Raw genomic sequence first — 19157 nt, 5'->3', positions numbered from 1 at the left:
TTGTGGGAGCGAGCTTGCTCGCGCTAGCGGTTTGGCGGACGCCGCCGGGCGAAGCTTCAGACAAGCCCGCCATTGGCCCGCAGGACCTGCCCATTCACCCAGCCAGCGGCCGGGCTCACCAGGAACGCGATGATGCTGGCAATGTCCTGCGGCTGGCCGAGGCGTTCCAGGGGCGGCATCTTGGCGTAGTGCTGCACCTGTTCTTCGCTCTTGCCGTGCATGAACAGTTCGGTGGCGACCGGGCCGGGGGCCACGGCATTGACCGTGATCTGCCGACCGCGCAGTTCCTTGGCGAACACCTGGGTCAGGGATTCCACCGCCGCCTTGCTGGCGATGTATACCGAGTAGCCGGGCAGGTTCAGGCCTACGGTGCTGCTGGAAAAATTCACGATCCGGCCTCCGTCGTTCAGGCGGGTCGCGGCTTCGCGCAAGGTGTTGAAGGTGCCACGGGTGTTGATGGCGAACGTCTGCTCGAACAGCTCGTCGCTGTGTTGCGCCAAGGGCATTACCTGGAGGATGCCGGCGTTGTTGATCAACACATCGACCTTGCCCAGTTTTGCTTCGGTTTCATCGAACATCCGCCGCACATCGGCGGAAGAGGACACGTCTGCCTTGACCGCTATGGCTTGGTGGCCGGCCTGGCGCAGTTGAACCACCAGTTTCGAGGCTTCGGTGGCGCTGTTGGCGTAGTTGATGGCGACGGCGAAACCTTCGCTGGCCAATTGCTTGGCAATCTCTGCTCCGATGCCGCGGGATGCGCCGGTCACGATGGCAACTTTCGAATTCTGAACAGTCATGTGAGGTTCCTTTGAGGTTGTAGTGTCGCGATTCGTTGAGGCCAGATTCACATGTTTACTCTTGGCGATAAATGCCCGAGAGTTGCCTTGACTGTTCAATATTTTCCAACAATCGGCGGGCAGGATTCAGATGGACCAGGTCAAGGCGATGAGGGTATTTGTCCGCATATACGAGCGCAGCAGCTTCACCCTGGCCGCTGAAGACTTGAATATGCCACGGGCCACGCTGACCCATACGCTCAATCAATTCGAAGCCTGGCTGGGCATTCGTTTGCTGGAGCGCAGCACCCGCAAGGTGCGCCCGACCCTTGACGGCGAAGCCTACTACCCGCGCTGCGTGCATTTGCTGGCGGAGCTTGAAGAGGCCGAATTGGCGTTTCGCGGTGTGGCGCCCAAAGGCAAGTTGAGGGTGGACCTGCATGGCACCCAGGCCCGGTACTTCGTGATTCCGGCGTTGCCACAATTCATGGCCCGCTATCCCGAAGTAGAACTGTTCATCAGCGAAGCGGATCGCTTCGTCGACCTGATTGCCGAGGGCGTCGATTGCGTGCTGCGCTCCGGTACGCTGGCCGATTCATCATTGATCGGCCGGCGTGTCGCCAATCTTCGGCAGATCACCTGTGCCAGCCCCGGTTACGTGCGCCAGTATGGCGAACCGAAGAGCCTCGATGACTTGAAGCACCACAGGGCGGTGAATTACGTCTCGAGGACCACCGCCAAACTCTATCCGTTCGAGTTCATGGTCGATGGCGAACTCAAGGAGGTGCCGATCGGGGGCTCGTTGTCGGTGTCCGGCGCCGAGATCTACGCCGCCTCGGCCATCGCCGGCCTGGGCCTGATCCAATGCCCGTATTACCGAATGGAAGAACCGATCCGGCAGGGCCTGATCCAGGAAGTCCTCACCGCCACCCCACCGCCCTCCATGCCGGTGTCGGTGCTCTATCCCCACAACCGACACATGTCGCCACGGGTTCGCGTATTCGTGGATTGGGTGGCGGAGGTGTTTGCGCAGGCGCGTTAATGGGGGCGGTGGTTATCGTTGGCCCTGTGGGAGCGAGCTTGCTCACGATGAGGCCTTTGCCATTGATATTTTCGTTGGCTGATCCACCGCTATCGCGAGCAAGCTCGCTCCCACCCTATTGCGAACTTTCGGCCTGACCGAGGCGTCTGTGAAATGTTAGCTTCTGCCATCAGCCGTCCGAACAGAGAGCTTTTTCGATGACCTACACCGCTGCGCAAAACCGCTACGAGTCCATTCCCTACCGCCGCGTCGGTCGCAGCGGGCTGGTGCTGCCGGCGTTGTCGCTGGGGTTGTGGCACAACTTTGGCGACAGTACGCCCATCGACACCCAGCGTGCCTTGCTGCGCACGGCGTTCGACCTGGGTATCAACCACTTCGACCTGGCCAACAACTACGGCCCGCCCTATGGCAGCGCCGAGATCAATTTCGGCCGGCTGCTGCGCGAAGATTTCCAGCAGTATCGCGATGAGCTGATCATCTCCAGCAAGGCCGGTTGGGACATGTGGCCAGGGCCTTACGGCCAGGGCGGCGGTTCGCGCAAATACGTGCTGGCCAGCCTCGACCAGAGCCTGCAACGCCTGGGGCTGGACTATGTGGATATCTTCTATTCCCACCGCTTCGACCCCGATACGCCACTGGATGAAACCGCCAGTGCACTGGCCACTGCGGTGCAGCAGGGCAAGGCGTTGTACATCGGCATTTCCTCGTATTCCGGGGTGAAGACCCGGGAAATGGCAGCGCTGCTCAAGGAATGGAAAGTCCCGCTGCTGATCCACCAGCCGGCCTACAACCTGCTAAACCGCTGGGTGGAAAAAGACCTGCTGGACGCCACCGACGAATTGGGTACCGGTGTGATTGCCTTCACCCCACTGGCCCAAGGCCTGCTGACTGACAAATACCTGAAGGGCATTCCGGCGGATGCACGAGTCAACCGTCCGGGGGGTGGCTCGTTGCAGGCTGCGCATTTGTCGCAGGAGAACCTTGCCCACGTGCGCGCCCTCAATGAGATCGCCCAGCGTCGTGGCCAGAGCCTGGCGCAAATGGCCCTGGCCTGGACCTTGCGCGATCCCCGGGTCACCTCGGCCCTGATCGGCGCCAGCCGGCCGGAGCAGATCATCGAGAACGTCGGAGCCTTGCAGAACCTGAACTTCAGCGCCGAAGAACTGGCCGAGATCGACCGATTTGCCCAGGAAGGCGGGATCAATCTTTGGGAAAAGCCTTCGTCAGCTGAATAACACACAACCTTGTGGCGAGGGATTTATCCCCGCTGGGCTGCGAAGCAGACCAAAAGCAGATGGACACGGTCTACCTGCCAGATCAAGCATGAAGGGTTTAGGGCCGCTACGCGGCCCAGCGGGGATAAATCCCCTCGCCACAAAGGCGATTCCATAGCTATTCAGCGAAAAAACGGCACATCCCCCAACACCGTCGCCCGGTGCATCACTCGCCGGGCCGGGCGGTAGTCGTCCACGGCGAAATGCTGGGTCACACGGTTATCCCAGAACGCCACGTCGTTGACCTGCCAGCGCCAGCGCAGGGTGAACTCCGGACGGGTGGCGTGGGCGAACAGCAGTTTCAGGATCACCTCGCTTTCAGTCTCCGACAGCTCGTTGATCCGCGTGGTAAAGCCTTCATTGACGAACAGAGACCGACGTCCGCTCACCGGATGAGTGCGGATCACCGGATGAGACAGTGGCGGGTTTTTCCGCCGTGCCTCTTCCCAGCGCGCCAGGTCTGCGGCGGTGTTGCCAAACCGCTCCAAGGGAAAGGAGCGGGTAAAGTCGTGAGTCGCCGTCAGGCCTTCCAGCAAGCGTTTCAACGGTGTCGACAAGGCTTCGTAGGCGGCGATGCCACTGGCCCACAACGTATCGCCGCCAAACGCCGGCAGCAGCTTGGCGCTGAGCACCGCGCCCAGGGCTGGAGTCGGGAGAAAGGTCACGTCGGTGTGCCATACAGCGTTGTCGCGGACATCGGTGACGGCGGTATCGAGCACCAATACTTCGGGCTGCTCCGGTACGTTGGGATAGATCGGATGAATGTGCAGGTCGCCAAAATACGCGGCGAAACGCGCCTGCTGTGAGGGTTCGATCGGCTGGTCGCGGAAAAACAGCACCTGATGTTCGAGCAGCGCCTGTTCGAGGGTGTCGCGGTCGGCCTGGCTCAGCGGCTGGCGGATATCGAGTCCTTCGATCTGCGCGCCGAGGGCGGTGCTCAAAGGCGTAATGGTCGGGCGGTTCATCGCAGTGTTCTCGTTCTGGGCGCCGAATGGTCGGCGTGGTCATTGGGGTATCAATGGGCCTGGCCGTGCCACGGCACCAGTTTGCGTTGCAGGGCGCGCAGGCCCATCTCCATGGCGAAGGCAATCAGGGCGATCACCAGGATTCCCAGCACCACCACGTCGGTGACCAGGAACTGCGCCGCTGACTGCACCATGAACCCCAGGCCGCTGGTGGCGGCGATCAGTTCGGCGGCCACCAGTGTCGACCAGCCCACGCCCAGACCGATGCGAATACCGGTGAGAATGTCCGGCAGGGCACTGGGCAGGATCACATGGCGAATCAACTGTGCCCGCGTGGCGCCCAACGATTGCGCCGCGCGCAGCTTGGCCCGGTCGACGGTGCGCACGCCGGTGGCGGTGGCAATGGCAATCGGGGCGAAGATCGCCAGGTAGATCAGCAGCACCTTCGACAACTCGCCAATGCCGCACCAGATCACGATCAATGGCAGGTACGCCAACGGTGGAATCGGCCGGTAGAACTCGATCAACGGATCGAGCACGCCGCGCGCGATGCGGTTGGCGCCGATGGCGATACCCACCGGCACCGCCGTCAGCACCGCGAACAACAGGCCCAGGCCGATGCGTTCAAGGCTGGCGGCCAAGTGTTGCCAGAGGGTGGAGTCCATGTAGCCGTGGGTCGCCAGCAGCCAGCCTTTTTGCAGCACGGCCGAGGGCGGGGGGAGGAACAGCGGTTCGATCAGGCCGCTGGCGGTGACGGCCCACCAGGTTGCCAGCAACGCGACCAGGGTCAAGCCGCTGATCCAACGGGTACTCAGGTGGGCCCTCAAACCGCTGGCCGTAGGCCGGCTCGTCGCGTCACGGACCACGGCTGGAATTTCGTAGCTGCTCATGCGCGCTCCTGGGGTCGAGTGGCGCTGCGTTGGGAAAATACTTTGGCGAGCACATGCTCGCGGGTTTCGATGAAGCGTGGGTCGGACTTGATCGACCGTGCCGATTCCCCGGCCCCGTAGCGCTGGCCGAAATCCAGGCTCAGGCGCTCGACGATCTGCCCCGGGTTCGGTGCCAGCAGAATCAAGTCAGTGGCGAGGAACACGGCTTCTTCAATGTCATGGGTGATCAGGAACACCGGCTTGGCGGTGCGCTGCCAGACCTGCAGCAACAGCTCCTGCATCTGCTCGCGGGTGAAGGCGTCCAGCGCACCGAACGGTTCGTCCATCAACAGCACGCGTGGCTCGGCCGCCAATGCCCGGGCCAGGCCGACGCGCTGCTTCTGGCCGCCGGAGAGCTGCCAGACGCGGCGTCGCTCGAAACCGGCCAGGTCCACCAGGGCAAGCATTTCCCGGGCGCGAGCCTCGCGTTTTTCCTTTGGGATGCCGGCCAGTTCCAGGCCGAACCCAACGTTTGCCAGCACGTCTTGCCACGGCAGCAGCGCATCGTCCTGGAACACCACGCCGCGTTCGGCGCTTGGGCCCTTGACCGGCGTGCCGTCGAGGGTGATCTGCCCGGCGCTGGGCTCGACGAACCCGGCAATCAGGTTCAACAGCGATGTCTTGCCACTGCCGGACGGACCGAGGGCAACCAGCAACTGCTTCGGCCCCAGGGTCAGGGAAATATCCGCCAGCACCGGTTCCGCCGCGCCGGGGTACTGTGCGCTGATGCGCTCCAGCTGTAGCAAGGCCATCGCATGTCTCCTTTCTTTGATCAGCGAGTGATGTATTTGGCGCTGACAAAAGGCGCATAGTCCGGCAGCACGGCTTCGACCTTGCCTTGCTCCTTGAGGAAGGCGGCGGTATCGGTGATGGCTTGGGTGGTCGGAGCGCCGAGGCTTACGACCTGATCGGCCGCCAGGGGGAAGACGTTGCCTTGCAACAGCAGCGGGATATCACTGGCCTTGGCACCGGAGAGTTTCACCAGTTTGTCGACGTTGGACACATCGGCCAGCCAGGCTTGTGGGTCCTTGCGGTACTGGGCATAGGCATCCAGGGTGACTTTGGCGAAGGCGGTGACGATTTCAGGGTGCTTCTGGGCGAAGTCCTTGCGCACGATCCAGGCGTCGAAGGTCGGCGCGCCGAACTGGGCCAGTTCCGCAGAGGTGATCAGTACCTTGCCGTTTTCCTTGGCCACGCCCAGGGCCGGGTCCCAGACGTAGGTGGCATCGATGTCGCCGCGCTTCCAGGCGGCGATGATGGCCGGTGGTGCCAGGTTGAGGATGGTGACTTTCGATGGGTCAATGTTCCAGTGCTTCAACGCGGCGAGCAGGCTGTAGTGGCCGGTGGAAACGAATGGCACGGCGATCTTCTTGCCGATCAGGTCTTGCGGGGAATTGATACCGGAGCCATCACGAGCCACCAAGGCCTCGGCGGCGCCGATCTGGGTGGCGATGAGGAAGGTTTCCACCGGGACCTTGCGGGTGATGGCCGCGGTCAACGGGCTGGAGCCGAGGTAGCCAATCTGCACATCGCCCGAGGCAATAGCGGTGATGACGTCGGCACCATTGTCGAACTTGCGCCAGTCAATCTTGGCTTGGGTGGCTTTTTCATAGGCGCCGTCGGCCTGGGCGACTTTGGCCGGGTCGACGGTGGTCTGGTAGGCGACGGTCAGGTCGGTTGCCTGGGCAAAAAAGCTGGTGACGGCCAGGGAGGCGGCCGCGAGAAGGCGAAGGGGTAAACGCAAAGACATGGAAAGGCTCCTCAACAGGCCGCCGGATGTTCGGCGTTTGAGGAGACTAGATGATCTAAGAATTCAAAAATAAATAACTTTTTCGAATTAGCTTATTTGCGAAAAAATCTATTCGAGCATCAGCTTTTGTGGCGAGGGGATTTATCGCCGCTGGGTTGCGAAGCGACCCCAAATCAGTCGAATGAGAGTTGACCCAGACACCGAGGTGTACCGTCGAGGGCTGCTTTGCAGCCAACGGGGATAAATCCCCTCGCCACAAAATCATTCCCATGTAAGACATGGGAATGATGCACGAGGGGATCAGTTACTGATCGCCAAAATGCTCGCTTGATACGAACCCACGAACACATCGAAATCCCCCACCTCGTTCTGCTCCAGCTCAGCTTGCTGGACCAGCGACTCGCGCGCGGTCTCTTCGAATGTCGCTTGTTCCTGGGCAGGCAACGGCTCGGCGCGGAAGAATTCGGCGTGGGCCTTGCTTTGGCGCAGGGAGAACTGGGCGAAGCTTTCCTGGTGTTCGGCCATGGCGGCCAGCACCTGGGCTGAAGGCGTCAGGGACGGATCGCGAACTTTCGCCAATTGCGCGTCCAGTGCCTGGCGATGGGCATCGCCACCGTGGCTCTGGTCGAGCAGCGCGGCCAGCGGAGCGATGTTTTCCAGCAATTCCACGGCCCAGGCCTGCATGTCCACCGCTTGACCCTGGCGCTGCAATTGCAGGCCTGGCTTGCGACCTTCCTTGACCACGGTCAGGAAGTTGCTCGTGGCGTTGCCGCATTCGTTGTTTTCCAGCTGCGGGCTGTCATTGAGGCCACAATACAGTAGGAACGCATCGAGGAACCGCGCTTCGGTGAGGTCGATACCCATCGGCAGGAACGGGTTGATGTCCAGGCAGCGCACTTCGACGTACTGGATCCCCCGGGCCATCAAGGCCTGGATCGGCCGCTCGCCGGTGTAGGTCACACGCTTGGGACGGATGTTGGAGTAGTACTCGTTTTCGATCTGCAAGATGTTGGTATTGAGCTGCACCCACTCGCCGTTCTGGTGAGTGCCGACTTCGACGTACGGCGCGTAGGGCGTCGCCACCGCTTTGCGCAGGCTGTCGGTGTAGCTCGCCAGGTCGTTGTAGCATGGCGTGAGGCCGGCCTGGGCGTTGCTCTGGTAACCCAGGTCGCTCATGCGCAGGCTGGTGGCGTAGGGCAGGTACAAGGTGTCCGGGTCCAGTTGTTCCAACTGGTGCGGACGGCCCCGCAGGAAACCGACGTCCAGGGCCGGCGAGGCACCGAACAGGTACATCAGCAACCAGCTGTAGCGGCGGAAATTACGGATCAGCGCGATGTAGGCCGACGACTGGAAGTCCCGGTCGCTCACCTCGGCGGCTTCGTCCTGGCGCAATAGCGGCCAGAGCTTTTCCGGCAAGGAGAAGTTGTAGTGGATACCTGCGATACACTGCATGGTCTTGCCGTAGCGCAGGGCCAGGCCCTTGCGATAGACGTACTTGAGTCGACCGATATTCGAGGTGCCGTAAAAGGCGATCGGAATCTCTTCTTCGGCCGGCAGTGGGCACGGCATCGACGGACTCCACAAGTACTCGTCGCCCAGTTTGCTGTAGGCAAACCGGTGGATCTTGTCGAGGCTGCGCAAGGTATCGGCCGGGTTGGCCAGGGCCGGCGTGATGAACTCCAGCAGCGACTCGGAATAGTCGGTAGTGATCTGTTCGTTGGTCAGCGCCGAACCCAGGGCCTTGGGGTGCGGAGTCTGCGCCAGGCGCCCATCGTCCGTGACACGCAGGCATTCACGCTCGATGCCGTGCAGGCACTGTTCGAGCAGGGAGAGGTTGGCGCGCTCGCCGAGCAGGGCCAGGCGGCGGTTTAAAAGGTCGCTCAAGTTGAATTCCTTCACGCGTCAGTCGCCCCAATATGGGGGTGGGCAAGACGGTCTACAAGGGTGAAGTTAAAACTGGCGTTTTCGCCTGGTTTTATGCGGGTAAAGACTGATCGCCGCACTCCCTGTGGGAGCGGGCTTGCTCGCGAAGAGGCCTTATCAGCCAGCATTGAAGTCGCCTGGCCCGCCGCTTTCGCGAGCAAGCCCGCTCCCACAGAAAATCTCGACACCGCATCCGCAGCGTCGAAATTAACCCAAATCGATGACAGGGAGCTATAGGACAGCGAACGTGCCTTGCGCTTTTGCGACCAGTTTGTCGCCTTGCATCACCTCGGCTTCGACCACCAGCGTGCGCCGGCCCGGGTGGATGACCCGGGCGGTGCACAGCACTTCGCCGTCGGACACGGCGCGAATGTAGTTGATCTTGCATTCGATGGTCGCGCTTTGCTGGTCAAAGCCATGGACACTGGAGCAGGCCAGGCCCATGGCGATGTCCACCAGGCTGAACAGTGCCCCGCCGTGCAGCTTGCCGCCGCGGTTGCGTAACGGCGGCTCAAGGCCCAGGGCGACTTGCGCCACCCCGTCCCCCAGGCTCTGCAAGCGGCAGCCGAGCAGCTTGAAAAAAGCGCTTTCCACCAACCCGGCCGGCACGTCCATCAGCGCTTCTTCAACTGCTTGGCGTTGGCGAACAGCGAGGCCATGGCGTTGTTCGCCGGGGCCGCGGTGGCGGTTTCCTTGCGCGGCGCGGTGTTCTGCGACTGACGGGGCGTCGAGCCAGGGCGAGCACCACGGGCGCCATCGACTTTCTCGCCGGGCGTGTCGCTCATGCGCATCGACAGGCCGACGCGTTTGCGCGGGATGTCGACTTCCATGACCTTCACTTTCACCACATCGCCCGCCTTCACCGCTTCGCGCGGATCCTTGATGAACTTCTCGGACAATGCCGAGATGTGCACCAGGCCGTCCTGGTGCACGCCGATGTCGACAAAGGCACCGAAGTTGGTGACGTTGGTCACCACGCCTTCGAGGATCATGCCCGGTTGCAGGTCCTTGAGGTCCTCGACGCCGTCCTGGAACTCGGCGGTCTTGAACTCGGGACGCGGGTCGCGGCCCGGTTTTTCCAACTCCTGGAGAATGTCGGTGACGGTGGGCAGGCCGAAGGTTTCGTCGGTGAATTTCTTAGGGTCCAGGCGCTTGAGGAACGCGGCATCACCGATCAGCGAGCGGATGTCACGGTCGGTCTGGGCGGCGATGCGTTGCACCAGCGGGTAGGCTTCAGGGTGGACGGCCGACGAATCCAGGGGGTTGTCGCCGTTCATGACCCGCAGGAAGCCGGCGGCCTGTTCGAAGGTTTTTTCACCCAGGCGTGGGACTTTCTTCAACGCGGCGCGGGTCTTGAACGCGCCATGTTCGTCACGGTGGGTGACGATGTTCTGTGCCAGCGTGGCGTTCAGGCCGGAGATCCGCGCCAGCAGCGCCACCGAAGCGGTGTTCACGTCCACGCCGACGGCGTTCACGCAATCTTCCACCACCGCGTCCAGGCCACGGGCCAGTTTCAGTTGGGAAACATCGTGCTGGTACTGGCCGACACCGATGGATTTGGGGTCGATCTTCACCAGCTCCGCCAGTGGATCCTGCAGGCGACGGGCGATGGACACTGCGCCACGGATCGACACATCCAGGTCGGGGAATTCCTTGGAAGCCAGTTCCGACGCCGAGTAAACGGAAGCGCCGGCCTCGGAGACCATGACCTTGGTCATTTTCATGGCTGGGTATTTCTTGATCAGCTCGGCGGCCAGTTTGTCGGTCTCGCGGCTGGCGGTGCCGTTGCCGATGGCGATCAGGTCTACCGAATGCTTGGCGCACAGGGCGGCGAGCACGGCGAGGGTCTGGTCCCACTTGTTGTGCGGCACGTGCGGGTAGACCGTGGCGTGATCCAGCAATTTGCCTGTGGAGTCCACCACCGCCACCTTGCAGCCGGTGCGCAGGCCCGGGTCCAGGCCCAGGGTGGCGCGGGGGCCGGCCGGCGCGGCCAGCAGCAGGTCGTGCAGGTTGTGGGCGAACACGTTGATCGCCTCGGTCTCGGCGTTGTCGCGCAACTCGCCCAGCAGGTCGGTTTCCAGGTGGGTGTAGAGCTTGACCTTCCAGGTCCAGCGCACCACTTCGGCCAGCCATTTGTCGGCGGCGCGGTTCTGGTTCTGGATGCCGAACTGCTGGCCGATCATGCCTTCGCACGGGTGCATGGTTCCCGGCAATTCTTCACCGACCTTAAGGGCGGAGCTGAGGATGCCTTCGTTGCGCCCCCGGAAAATTGCCAGAGCGCGGTGGGACGGCATGCTTTTGAGCGGTTCGTCGTGTTCGAAGTAGTCGCGGAACTTCGCGCCTTCCTCTTCCTTGCCGGCGATCACTCGGGCGCTGAGGATGGCTTCCTGTTTGAGGAAGTTGCGCAGCTTTTCCAACAGGTTGGCGTCTTCGGCGAAACGCTCCATGAGGATGTACTTGGCACCTTCCAGCGCCGCTTTCACGTCCGCCACGCCTTTTTCGGCATCGACGAAGCGCGCGGCTTCGGTTTCCGGGGCCAGGGTCGGGTCGTTGAACAGGCCGTCGGCCAGCTCGCCGAGGCCGGCTTCCAGGGCGATCTGGCCCTTGGTGCGGCGCTTTTGCTTGTAGGGCAGGTACAAGTCTTCGAGACGAGTCTTGGTGTCGGCCAGCTTGATGTCGCGCTCGAGTTGCGGGGTCAGCTTGCCCTGCTCCTGGATGCTGGCCAGGATGCTGATGCGCCGTTCGTCGAGTTCTCGCAGATAGCGCAGGCGTTCTTCCAGATGCCGCAGTTGGGTGTCATCGAGGCTGCCGGTCACTTCTTTCCGGTAACGGGCGATGAAAGGCACCGTGGAACCTTCATCGAGTAGCGCGACGGCCGCTTCGACCTGTTGTGGGCGTACACCGAGTTCCTCGGCGATGCGGCTGTTGATGCTGTCCATAAAACCACCTGACAAATTGTGAAATCAGGCTCGCCACCACAGAAACCGGGCTCGGCGAGACTGGTTGAGCGGCCTGGCATGCGCCGCTGCCTGGGTCAAAAGGCTGCCTGTTGACCCGCGAAATTCAAAAAGTTGCCTTGCCAAGGCTAAAAAAATGGTACGCCGGGATCACGATCCGGTATTCCCTGGCACAAAAGGCCGCGCATTATAACCAGCGTTCCGTCCCGAGGGGGGGACAGGGTCTGTAGGCTTGATACCCGGATTTGTGGAGATAGAGGAAAAATCTGCTAACAATGCACACGGTGCGTATAACGGCAGCTAGGCCATAATGCGCGCCGAGATCAAAGGAGCTTCCTATGAGCAGCACTGCACAAACTGCTGAAGGCGAAAAAATTCTTATTGTTGACGACGATCCAGGGCTGAGCAGCCTGCTGGAACGCTTTTTCGTCAGCAAGGGCTACCGCGCCCGCACCGTACCGAACACCGAGCAAATGGATCGGTTGCTGGCCCGTGAAGTGTTCAACCTGGTCGTACTCGACCTGATGCTGCCCGGTGAAGATGGTCTGACCGCCTGCCGCCGCCTGCGCGGCGCCAACAACCAGATTCCGATCATCATGCTCACCGCCAAGGGCGACGAGTTGAGCCGTATCAAGGGCCTTGAACTGGGCGCCGACGATTACCTGGCCAAGCCGTTCAACCCCGACGAGCTGATGGCCCGCGTCAAGGCGGTGCTGCGCCGTCAGTCGGCACCCGTGCCTGGTGCGCCGGGCAGCGAAGATGAAAGCGTGACCTTTGGCGACTACGAACTGTCCCTGGCCACCCGTGAGCTCAAGCGCGGCGATGAGGTCCACATGCTCACTACCGGTGAGTTCGCCGTGCTCAAGGCCCTGGTGATGAATGCCCGCCAGCCGCTGACCCGCGACAAGCTGATGAACCTGGCCCGTGGTCGTGAATGGGATGCGCTGGAGCGCTCCATCGACGTGCAGATTTCCCGCCTGCGCCGGATGATCGAGCCTGATCCTTCCAAGCCGCGATATATCCAGACCGTCTGGGGCGTGGGTTACGTGTTCGTGCCGGATGGCGCCGCCAGCAAGTGATCGGCGATTTGTAGGAGCGGGTGGCCTGGCCGGTTGAAATGTCTTCTTCTTCCAGGCGACTCGCGGTCTGTCATTGTGCGAGCATCGCTCGCTCCTGCAAGTGTGTAGCGGTTATTCATGAAAACCCCCGTTTGGTTCCCCCAGAGTTTCTTCTCCCGCACCCTCTGGCTGGTGCTGATCGTCGTGCTCTTTTCCAAGGCGCTGACGTTGGTGTACCTGCTGATGAACGAAGACGTGCTCGTGGATCGACAGTACAGCCACGGCGTTGCCTTGACCCTGCGGGCCTATTGGGCGGCGGACGAAACCAACCGGGCGAAAATTGCCGAGGCGGCGACGCTGATCCGTGTCGTCGGTGCCGGCGTGCCGGAGGGCGAGCAGCATTGGCCCTACAGCGAGATCTATCAACGCCAGATGCAAGCCGAACTGGGCGCCGATACCGAGGTGCGATTGCGCATGCACTCGCCGCCGGCGCTTTGGGTACGGGCTCCAAGCCTGGGCGATGGCTGGCTGAAAGTGCCGTTGTACCCGCATCCGTTGCGCGGCCAGAAAATCTGGAACGTGCTCGGCTGGTTCCTGGCCATCGGCCTGCTGTCGACGGCATCGGCGTGGATCTTCGTCAGCCAGCTCAACCAACCGTTGAAACGCCTGGTCTACGCCGCCCGCCAACTGGGCCAGGGGCGCAGCGTGCGGCTGCCCATCAGCGATACGCCCAGCGAGATGACCGAGGTCTACCGTGCCTTCAACCAGATGGCCGAAGATGTGGAACAAGCCGGGCGCGAACGCGAGCTGATGCTGGCGGGTGTCTCCCACGATCTGCGCACGCCCTTGACTCGGCTGCGGTTGTCGCTGGAGTTGATGGGCGAGCACACCGACCTGACCGACGAGATGGTCCGCGACATCGAGGACATGGACGCGATTCTTGATCAGTTTCTGGCGTTCATACGCGACGGCCGTGATGAGTCCGTGGAAGAGGTGGACCTCAGCGAGTTGGTGCGGGAGGTGGTCGCGCCCTATAACCAGAACGACGAGAAAGTGCACCTGCGCCTGGAGCCGATTCAGCCGTTCCCGTTGCGCCGGGTGTCGATGAAGCGGCTGTTGAACAACTTGATCGGCAATGCCCTGAACCATGCCGGCGCCGGCGTCGAAGTCGCGGCCTATGTCTCCGGCGACACCAGCGCTCCTTACGTGGTGCTGAGCGTCATGGACCGTGGCGCTGGCATTGATCCCTCGGAGCTGGAAGCCATTTTCAACCCCTTCACCCGGGGAGATCGTGCCCGGGGTGGGAAAGGCACGGGGCTGGGCCTGGCCATCGTCAAGCGTATCGCTTCGATGCACGGTGGCAACGTCGAGTTGCGCAACCGCGCCGGTGGTGGGCTGGAGGCTCGGGTGCGGTTGCCGTTGGGGTTGATGCTGCCAAGAGATGCGGTATAACCGATCCGAATGCGGGCCACCTGTGGGAGCGAGCTTGCTCGCGATGACGGTGTGTCAGTCAACCTGTTCGTCACTGATGTACCGCTTTCGCGAGCAAGCTCGCTCCCACCGGGTTATATGTTGGCTTAGCCTTTTCCTTTAGTCCGGGTCATGTTCGGCCCGCCATTCTTTTCCAGGTGCTCGATGATGATCCCTGCCACGTTCTTGCTGGTGGTGGTCTCGATGCCTTCCAGGCCCGGCGAGGAGTTCACCTCCATCACCAGTGGCCCGTGATTGGAGCGCAGGATATCCACGCCCGCCACGGCCAGGCCCATGACTTTTGCCGCACGCAGGGCGGTCATGCGCTCTTCCGGGGTGATTTTGATCAGGCTGGCGCTACCACCGCGATGCAGGTTGGAGCGGAACTCACCGGGCTTGGCCTGGCGTTTCATCGAGGCAATCACTTTGTCGCCGACCACGAAGCAGCGAATGTCGGCGCCACCGGCTTCCTTGATGTATTCCTGGACCATGATGTTCTGCTTCAGGCCCATGAATGCCTCGATCACCGACTCCGCCGCCGTCGCGGTTTCACACAGGACCACGCCGATGCCCTGGGTGCCTTCCAGCACCTTGATCACCAGCGGTGCGCCGTTGACCATCGCGATCAGGTCGGGAATGTCGTCGGGGGAGTGGGCAAAACCGGTCACCGGCAAGCCGATCCCGCGCCGTGACAGCAGTTGCAGCGAGCGCAGCTTGTCCCGGGAACGGGCGATGGCGACCGACTCGTTGAGGGGAAACACCCCCATCATTTCGAACTGGCGCAACACGGCGCAGCCGTAGAACGTCACCGATGCACCAATGCGCGGGATCACCGCGTCGAACCCTTCCAGCGGCTTGCCACGGTAGTGGATCTGCGGCTTGTGGCTGGCGATGTTCATGTAGGCGCGCAGGGTATCGATCACCACCATTTCATGGCCACGTTCGGTCCCGGCTTCAACCAGGCGACGAGTGGAATACAGACGCGGATTACGCGACAGCACAGCGATCTTCATGCAACACCTGTGGCAGAGGTAGTGGACACCGGGAATGCCGGCTTTTCTTGAACATATTTGGTGCCCGGATTGACCACCAGTTGGCCGTCGATCAAGGCTTTGGAACCCAGTAACAGGCGATATCGCATGGATTTGCGGCAGGCGAGGGTGAACTCGACCCGCCAGACCCGGTCACCCAGCGCCAACGTGGTGCTGATCACGTAGCGGACCTGAGCGTGGCCGTTGGAACTCTTTATGGTCTTGCGCGCCACCAGCGGGGCTTCGCAGCGGCGATGGCGTAACTGCACCACCGTGCCAAGGTGAGCCGTGAAGCGCACCCACTTTTCGCCATCGCGCTCGAACGGCTCGATGTCAGTGGCATGCAGGCTGGAGGTGCTGGCCCCGGTGTCGATTTTTGCCCGCAGGCCCACGACTCCCAGATCCGGGAGCGCCACCCACTCGCGCAGACCGACAACGGTCAAATGGTCAAAAGTCTTCAATAAAAAAAACCTGCGATCAGTGCATCGGATCGTGGACTCCGCGAATCGCGGTATTCACGCAGAATAATCACAAAATGGCGACAGTTATCTACGCACTTGTATGTGCTTGTAACCGATTCCGGCCGAAGCGATGTGTGTGGCGTCGGTTTGGCGGGCATTCTATCCGTCGGGCCTGATTCGTGCGCTCGACAAAAACGGTAGTACAGTTCCGGCTAATGGCAGAAAGAGGAATTGCAGTGGCACAAAAAAAGGAAGAAGACGACAAGGTCCGTCTCGATAAATGGTTGTGGGCGGCGCGCTTCTACAAGACGCGGGCCCTGGCCAAGACCGCCATCGAAAGCGGCAAGGTCCATCACCGGGGGGAGCGCTGCAAGCCGGGCAAGGAGCCCCGCATCGGCGATGAGTTTGTGATCCGCACCGGGTTCGATGAAAAGACCGTGGTGGTCGAGGCCCTGTCGATCGTGCGTCGCGGCGCACCTGAAGCGCAGGCGCTGTATCGTGAGACCGAAGCCAGCATCGCCAAGCGCGAAGCCGCCGCCGCGCAACGCAAGGCCGGCGCCCTGGGTGTCAGCACCGATGGCAAGCCGAGCAAGAAGCAGCGCCGGGACCTGTTCAAGTTTCATGGCAGCAATAACGAATAAAAAGGCTGGCGCAAGGCCTGTGGCGAGGGAGCTTGCTCCCGCTGGGCTGCGTAGCGGCCCCAAAATCTGACGGTCGCTGCGCAACCCAGCGGGAGCAAGCTCCCTCGCCACAATGACAATTCGGATTGAGTCATCGGTCTCTTCCCGTCAGGCAAACCCAAGCCTTGCTTGGAACCCACCCTGAATGCCCATAAAATGCCCGCCATCATTTGTCATCACCTCAGATACCAGATCCTATGACTGATTTACCGGATACCGACTACACCCAACGTTTCATCTTCGATGACAGCGACGCCCGTGGCGAGCTGGTGGCGTTGGAGCGTAGCTACGCCGAAGTCCTCGCCAAGCACCCCTATCCGGAGCCGGTCGCACAACTGCTCGGCGAGCTGATGGCGGCTGCGGCGTTGCTGGTGGGCACCTTGAAGTTCGATGGCTTGCTGATTCTCCAGGCGCGTTCCGAAGGTCCGGTCCCGCTGCTGATGATCGAGTGTTCCAGCGAGCGCGAGATCCGCGGCCTGGCCCGTTATCACGCCGAGCAGATCGCGCCCGACGCGACCCTGGCCGACATGATGCCCAACGGCGTGCTGGCCCTGACGGTGGACCCCACCCATGGCAAGCGCTACCAGGGCATCGTCGATCTCGACGGTGCGACCCTGGCCGAGTGCTTCACCAACTACTTCGTCATGTCCCAGCAGACCAATACCCGGTTCTGGCTCTACGCCGACGGGCGGCGCGCGCGAGGTTTGCTGCTGCAACAACTGCCTGCCGATCGCCTTCGCGACCCGGAGGAACGCGACGCCAGCTGGCAGCACATCACCGCTCTGGCCAGCACCCTGAGCGCCGATGAACTGCTGAGCCTGGACAACGAAACCGTGCTGCATCGCCTCTATCACGAGGAGCAGGTACGCTTGTTCGACGGCCAGTCATTGCGCTTCCAATGCAGTTGCTCTCGTGAACGTTCCGGCAATGCGCTGGTCAGTCTGGGTCTGGAAGATGCGCAGCAACTGGTGATCGAACATGGCGGTGCCATCGAGATCGACTGCCAGTTTTGCAACGAGCGCTACCTGTTCGACGCGGCGGACATCGCTCAATTGTTCGCCGGTGCGGGTGTCGACACACCGTCAGATACTCGACACTAAAACGGTTCAGCGCAGGTAAATCTCCTGGCAAACGCCGGATTTACGCCGTACTGACGGGAGGGCCCTACTTTTTTTGGGCTTTTCTGGCATAATCCGGCCCACTTTTTTCGGGTAGTAGTGCGCGACTTCCTACTACAAAACGTTTGGAGCACTCGGCCACGGGCCGACGGGGAATCTCATGACGCAAGCCAATAACGCCGTGTATACCGATCTGAGTGTCGATGATCTGGTCAAAGAAGCCCTGAATCGCGGTGAAGGCGAGCTTGCCGATACTGGCGCGCTGGTTGTCCGTACCGGTCATCGTACCGGTCGCTCGCCAGTCGACCGTTTCATTGTGGAAGAGCCAACCACCCAGGACGCCATCGCCTGGGGCCCGATCAACCGCAAGTTCCCGGCCGACAAGTTCGATGCCCTGTGGAACCGCGTCGAAGCCTACCTGGGCGAGCGCGAACGTTTTGTCTCCCACGTGCATGTAGGTTCCGATCCTGCGCACTACCTGCCAGTCAAGATGACCACCGAGACGGCGTGGCACAACCTGTTCGGCCGTTGCCTGTTCATCAACCCCGAGCAATACAACGCCGGCGGCAAGGACGAATGGCAGATCCTCAACGCGCCGAATTTCGTTTGCGAGCCTGAGCGCGACGGCACCAACTCCGACGGCACCGTGATCATCAATTTCGCGGCCAAGAAAGTGCTGATCGCCGGCATGCGCTACGCCGGTGAGATGAAAAAAGCCCTGTTCTCCGTGCAGAACTTCCTGCTGCCAGCCGTTGACGTGCTGCCGATGCACTGCGCCGCCAACATGGGCGAAGAGGGCGATGTGACCCTCTTCTTCGGTCTGTCGGGCACCGGCAAGACCACCCTGTCCGCCGATGAAAGCCGTTACCTGATCGGTGACGACGAACACGGCTGGGGCGTGGGCGTGGTCTTCAACATCGAAGGCGGCTGCTACGCCAAGTGCATCGACCTGTCCGAGAAGAACGAGCCGGTGATCTGGAAAGCCATCCAGCACGGCGCCGTACTGGAAAACGTCGTCCTTGACCCGGTCACCAAGAAAGCCGACTACGCCGACGACAGCCTGACCCAGAACAGCCGCGCTGCGTACCCCCGTGAGCTGATCGAAAAACGCGCACCGAAAAACCTCGGTGGCGAGCCAAACGCCGTGATCTTCCTGACCTGCGACCTGACCGGCGTACTGCCGCCGGTGTCGATCCTCAGCGAAGAGCAAGCCGCCTACCACTTCCTGTCCGGCTACACCGCACTGGTGGGCTCGACCGAAATGGGTTCGGGCAGTGGCATCAAGTCGACCTTCTCCACCTGCTTCGGCGCCCCGTTCTTCCCGCGTCCAGCCGGTGAGTACGCTGAGCTGCTGATCAAGCGCATCCGTGGCTTCGGCTCCAAGGTCTACCTGGTCAACACCGGCTGGACCGGTGGCGGCTACGGCGTCGGCAAGCGTTTCAACATTCCGACCACCCGTGCGGTGATCGCGGCGATCCAGAGCGGCGCGCTGATCGGTGCTGAAACCGAACACCTGGACATCATCAACCTGGACGTGCCGCTGGCCGTGCCGGGCGTCGAGACTGGCCTGTTGAACCCACGCAACACCTGGGCCGACAAAGCCGCCTACGACGAAGCGGCCAAGGCATTGGCCGGTCTGTTCACCGAGAACTTCAAGAAGTTCGACGTGAGCGACGCGATCAAAGCTGCAGGTCCTCAGCTGTAAGGCTTGGTTGGTGAATGA

General features: G+C 61.8%; 17 protein-coding genes. 7 read left to right on the top strand and 10 right to left on the bottom strand.

The window, feature by feature from the left end; all coding sequences use genetic code 11:
- Positions 1 to 56 precede the first annotated feature (56 nt).
- Positions 57 to 797, bottom strand: coding sequence for an SDR family oxidoreductase (locus BT125_RS18890; protein ID WP_072409208.1), 741 nt, complete (start codon positions 795 to 797; stop codon positions 57 to 59).
- A 130-nt stretch (positions 798 to 927) separates the two neighbouring features.
- Here BT125_RS18890 and BT125_RS18885 point away from each other — a divergent pair, with 130 nt between their 5' ends.
- Positions 928 to 1818: a LysR family transcriptional regulator gene (locus BT125_RS18885; protein ID WP_072409206.1), complete on the top strand. Its 891-nt coding sequence runs from the start codon at positions 928 to 930 to the stop codon at positions 1816 to 1818.
- Positions 1819 to 2015: 197 nt separating this feature from the next.
- Positions 2016 to 3053, top strand: coding sequence for an L-glyceraldehyde 3-phosphate reductase (gene mgrA, locus BT125_RS18880; RefSeq protein ID WP_072409204.1), 1038 nt, complete (start codon positions 2016 to 2018; stop codon positions 3051 to 3053).
- A gap of 161 nt (positions 3054 to 3214) precedes the next feature.
- Here mgrA and tauD read toward each other — a convergent pair whose 3' ends face one another.
- The 7 genes from tauD to BT125_RS18845 form a co-directional block, all read right to left on the bottom strand.
- Positions 3215 to 4057, bottom strand: coding sequence for a taurine dioxygenase (gene tauD / locus BT125_RS18875; protein ID WP_072409202.1), 843 nt, complete (start codon positions 4055 to 4057; stop codon positions 3215 to 3217).
- A 50-nt stretch (positions 4058 to 4107) separates the two neighbouring features.
- The gene (tauC, locus tag BT125_RS18870) at positions 4108 to 4947 is read right to left on the bottom strand and encodes a taurine ABC transporter permease TauC (protein ID WP_072409200.1); all 840 of its coding nucleotides are present in this window, start codon (positions 4945 to 4947) and stop codon (positions 4108 to 4110) included.
- Complete coding sequence (tauB, locus tag BT125_RS18865; protein WP_072409198.1) at positions 4944 to 5738, bottom strand: taurine ABC transporter ATP-binding subunit; 795 nt, start codon at positions 5736 to 5738, stop codon at positions 4944 to 4946. Before tauB ends, tauC begins: the two co-directional genes overlap by 4 nt.
- 20 nt (positions 5739 to 5758) lie before the next feature.
- Positions 5759 to 6736 (bottom strand): taurine ABC transporter substrate-binding protein, encoded by a 978-nt coding sequence (tauA, locus tag BT125_RS18860; RefSeq protein ID WP_072409196.1) that lies wholly within the window; start codon positions 6734 to 6736, stop codon positions 5759 to 5761.
- Between the two features lie 300 nt (positions 6737 to 7036).
- Positions 7037 to 8620: a glutamate--cysteine ligase gene (gshA, locus tag BT125_RS18855; protein WP_072409194.1), complete on the bottom strand. Its 1584-nt coding sequence runs from the start codon at positions 8618 to 8620 to the stop codon at positions 7037 to 7039.
- A 270-nt stretch (positions 8621 to 8890) separates the two neighbouring features.
- Entirely contained in the window at positions 8891 to 9274 is a 384-nt protein-coding gene (locus tag BT125_RS18850; protein ID WP_060739674.1) for a PaaI family thioesterase, read from the bottom strand.
- A complete protein-coding gene (locus BT125_RS18845; RefSeq protein ID WP_072409192.1) occupies positions 9274 to 11598 on the bottom strand; it encodes a Tex family protein in 2325 nt (774 codons plus the stop codon). Before BT125_RS18845 ends, BT125_RS18850 begins: the two co-directional genes overlap by 1 nt.
- Positions 11599 to 11954: 356 nt before the next feature.
- On the opposite strand from BT125_RS18845, the gene ompR reads away from it, so the two are divergent.
- Both ompR and BT125_RS18835 read left to right on the top strand, forming a co-directional pair.
- Positions 11955 to 12695 (top strand): osmolarity response regulator transcription factor OmpR, encoded by a 741-nt coding sequence (ompR, locus tag BT125_RS18840; protein WP_003196691.1) that lies wholly within the window; start codon positions 11955 to 11957, stop codon positions 12693 to 12695.
- 117 nt (positions 12696 to 12812) lie between these two features.
- Positions 12813 to 14126 carry an ATP-binding protein gene (locus tag BT125_RS18835; RefSeq protein WP_060739672.1) on the top strand — a complete coding sequence of 438 codons (1314 nt, stop codon included), beginning with the start codon at positions 12813 to 12815 and terminating at the stop codon, positions 14124 to 14126.
- A 125-nt stretch (positions 14127 to 14251) separates the two neighbouring features.
- Here the strand turns inward: BT125_RS18835 and rimK are convergent, their stop codons facing one another.
- A complete protein-coding gene (gene rimK, locus BT125_RS18830) occupies positions 14252 to 15157 on the bottom strand; it encodes a 30S ribosomal protein S6--L-glutamate ligase (protein ID WP_003196697.1) in 906 nt (301 codons plus the stop codon).
- Entirely contained in the window at positions 15154 to 15618 is a 465-nt protein-coding gene (locus tag BT125_RS18825) for a retropepsin-like aspartic endopeptidase RimB (RefSeq protein ID WP_170847591.1), read from the bottom strand. Before BT125_RS18825 ends, rimK begins: the two co-directional genes overlap by 4 nt.
- A gap of 254 nt (positions 15619 to 15872) precedes the next feature.
- Between BT125_RS18825 and BT125_RS18820 the strand changes: the two genes are divergently transcribed.
- The 3 genes from BT125_RS18820 (at position 15873) to BT125_RS18805 (ending at position 19139) form a co-directional block, all read left to right on the top strand.
- On the top strand, positions 15873 to 16277 hold the full coding sequence (locus BT125_RS18820; RefSeq protein WP_060739670.1) for an RNA-binding S4 domain-containing protein: 405 nt from the start codon (positions 15873 to 15875) through the stop codon (positions 16275 to 16277).
- Between the two features lie 236 nt (positions 16278 to 16513).
- Entirely contained in the window at positions 16514 to 17416 is a 903-nt protein-coding gene (gene hslO, locus BT125_RS18815) for an Hsp33 family molecular chaperone HslO (RefSeq protein ID WP_072409190.1), read from the top strand.
- 178 nt (positions 17417 to 17594) lie between these two features.
- On the top strand, positions 17595 to 19139 hold the full coding sequence (locus BT125_RS18805) for a phosphoenolpyruvate carboxykinase (protein ID WP_060739668.1): 1545 nt from the start codon (positions 17595 to 17597) through the stop codon (positions 19137 to 19139).
- Positions 19140 to 19157: the final 18 nt, after the last annotated feature.

The sequence above is a fragment of the Pseudomonas sp. NFACC04-2 genome (genome assembly GCF_900119265.1).
In the GTDB taxonomy this organism is placed as follows: Bacteria; Pseudomonadota; Gammaproteobacteria; order Pseudomonadales; family Pseudomonadaceae; genus Aquipseudomonas; species Aquipseudomonas fluorescens_AA.
This window is presented reverse-complemented; position numbering and strand designations above follow the sequence as displayed.

What these genes read in the sequence shown, in the direction of transcription:
- tauA (WP_072409196.1), bottom strand. Translation starts at nt 6,736, where the DNA reads ATGTCTTTGCGTTTACCCCTTCGCCTTCTCGCGGCCGCCTCCCTGGCC.
- tauD (WP_072409202.1), bottom strand. Translation starts at nt 4,057, where the DNA reads ATGAACCGCCCGACCATTACGCCTTTGAGCACCGCCCTCGGCGCGCAG.
- rimK (WP_003196697.1), bottom strand. Translation starts at nt 15,157, where the DNA reads ATGAAGATCGCTGTGCTGTCGCGTAATCCGCGTCTGTATTCCACTCGT.
- tauB (WP_072409198.1), bottom strand. Translation starts at nt 5,738, where the DNA reads ATGGCCTTGCTACAGCTGGAGCGCATCAGCGCACAGTACCCCGGCGCG.
- BT125_RS18805 (WP_060739668.1), top strand. Translation starts at nt 17,595, where the DNA reads ATGACGCAAGCCAATAACGCCGTGTATACCGATCTGAGTGTCGATGAT.
- hslO (WP_072409190.1), top strand. Translation starts at nt 16,514, where the DNA reads ATGACTGATTTACCGGATACCGACTACACCCAACGTTTCATCTTCGAT.
- ompR (WP_003196691.1), top strand. Translation starts at nt 11,955, where the DNA reads ATGAGCAGCACTGCACAAACTGCTGAAGGCGAAAAAATTCTTATTGTT.
- BT125_RS18835 (WP_060739672.1), top strand. Translation starts at nt 12,813, where the DNA reads ATGAAAACCCCCGTTTGGTTCCCCCAGAGTTTCTTCTCCCGCACCCTC.
- mgrA (WP_072409204.1), top strand. Translation starts at nt 2,016, where the DNA reads ATGACCTACACCGCTGCGCAAAACCGCTACGAGTCCATTCCCTACCGC.
- BT125_RS18850 (WP_060739674.1), bottom strand. Translation starts at nt 9,274, where the DNA reads ATGGACGTGCCGGCCGGGTTGGTGGAAAGCGCTTTTTTCAAGCTGCTC.
- BT125_RS18890 (WP_072409208.1), bottom strand. Translation starts at nt 797, where the DNA reads ATGACTGTTCAGAATTCGAAAGTTGCCATCGTGACCGGCGCATCCCGC.
- tauC (WP_072409200.1), bottom strand. Translation starts at nt 4,947, where the DNA reads ATGAGCAGCTACGAAATTCCAGCCGTGGTCCGTGACGCGACGAGCCGG.
- BT125_RS18845 (WP_072409192.1), bottom strand. Translation starts at nt 11,598, where the DNA reads ATGGACAGCATCAACAGCCGCATCGCCGAGGAACTCGGTGTACGCCCA.
- BT125_RS18885 (WP_072409206.1), top strand. Translation starts at nt 928, where the DNA reads ATGGACCAGGTCAAGGCGATGAGGGTATTTGTCCGCATATACGAGCGC.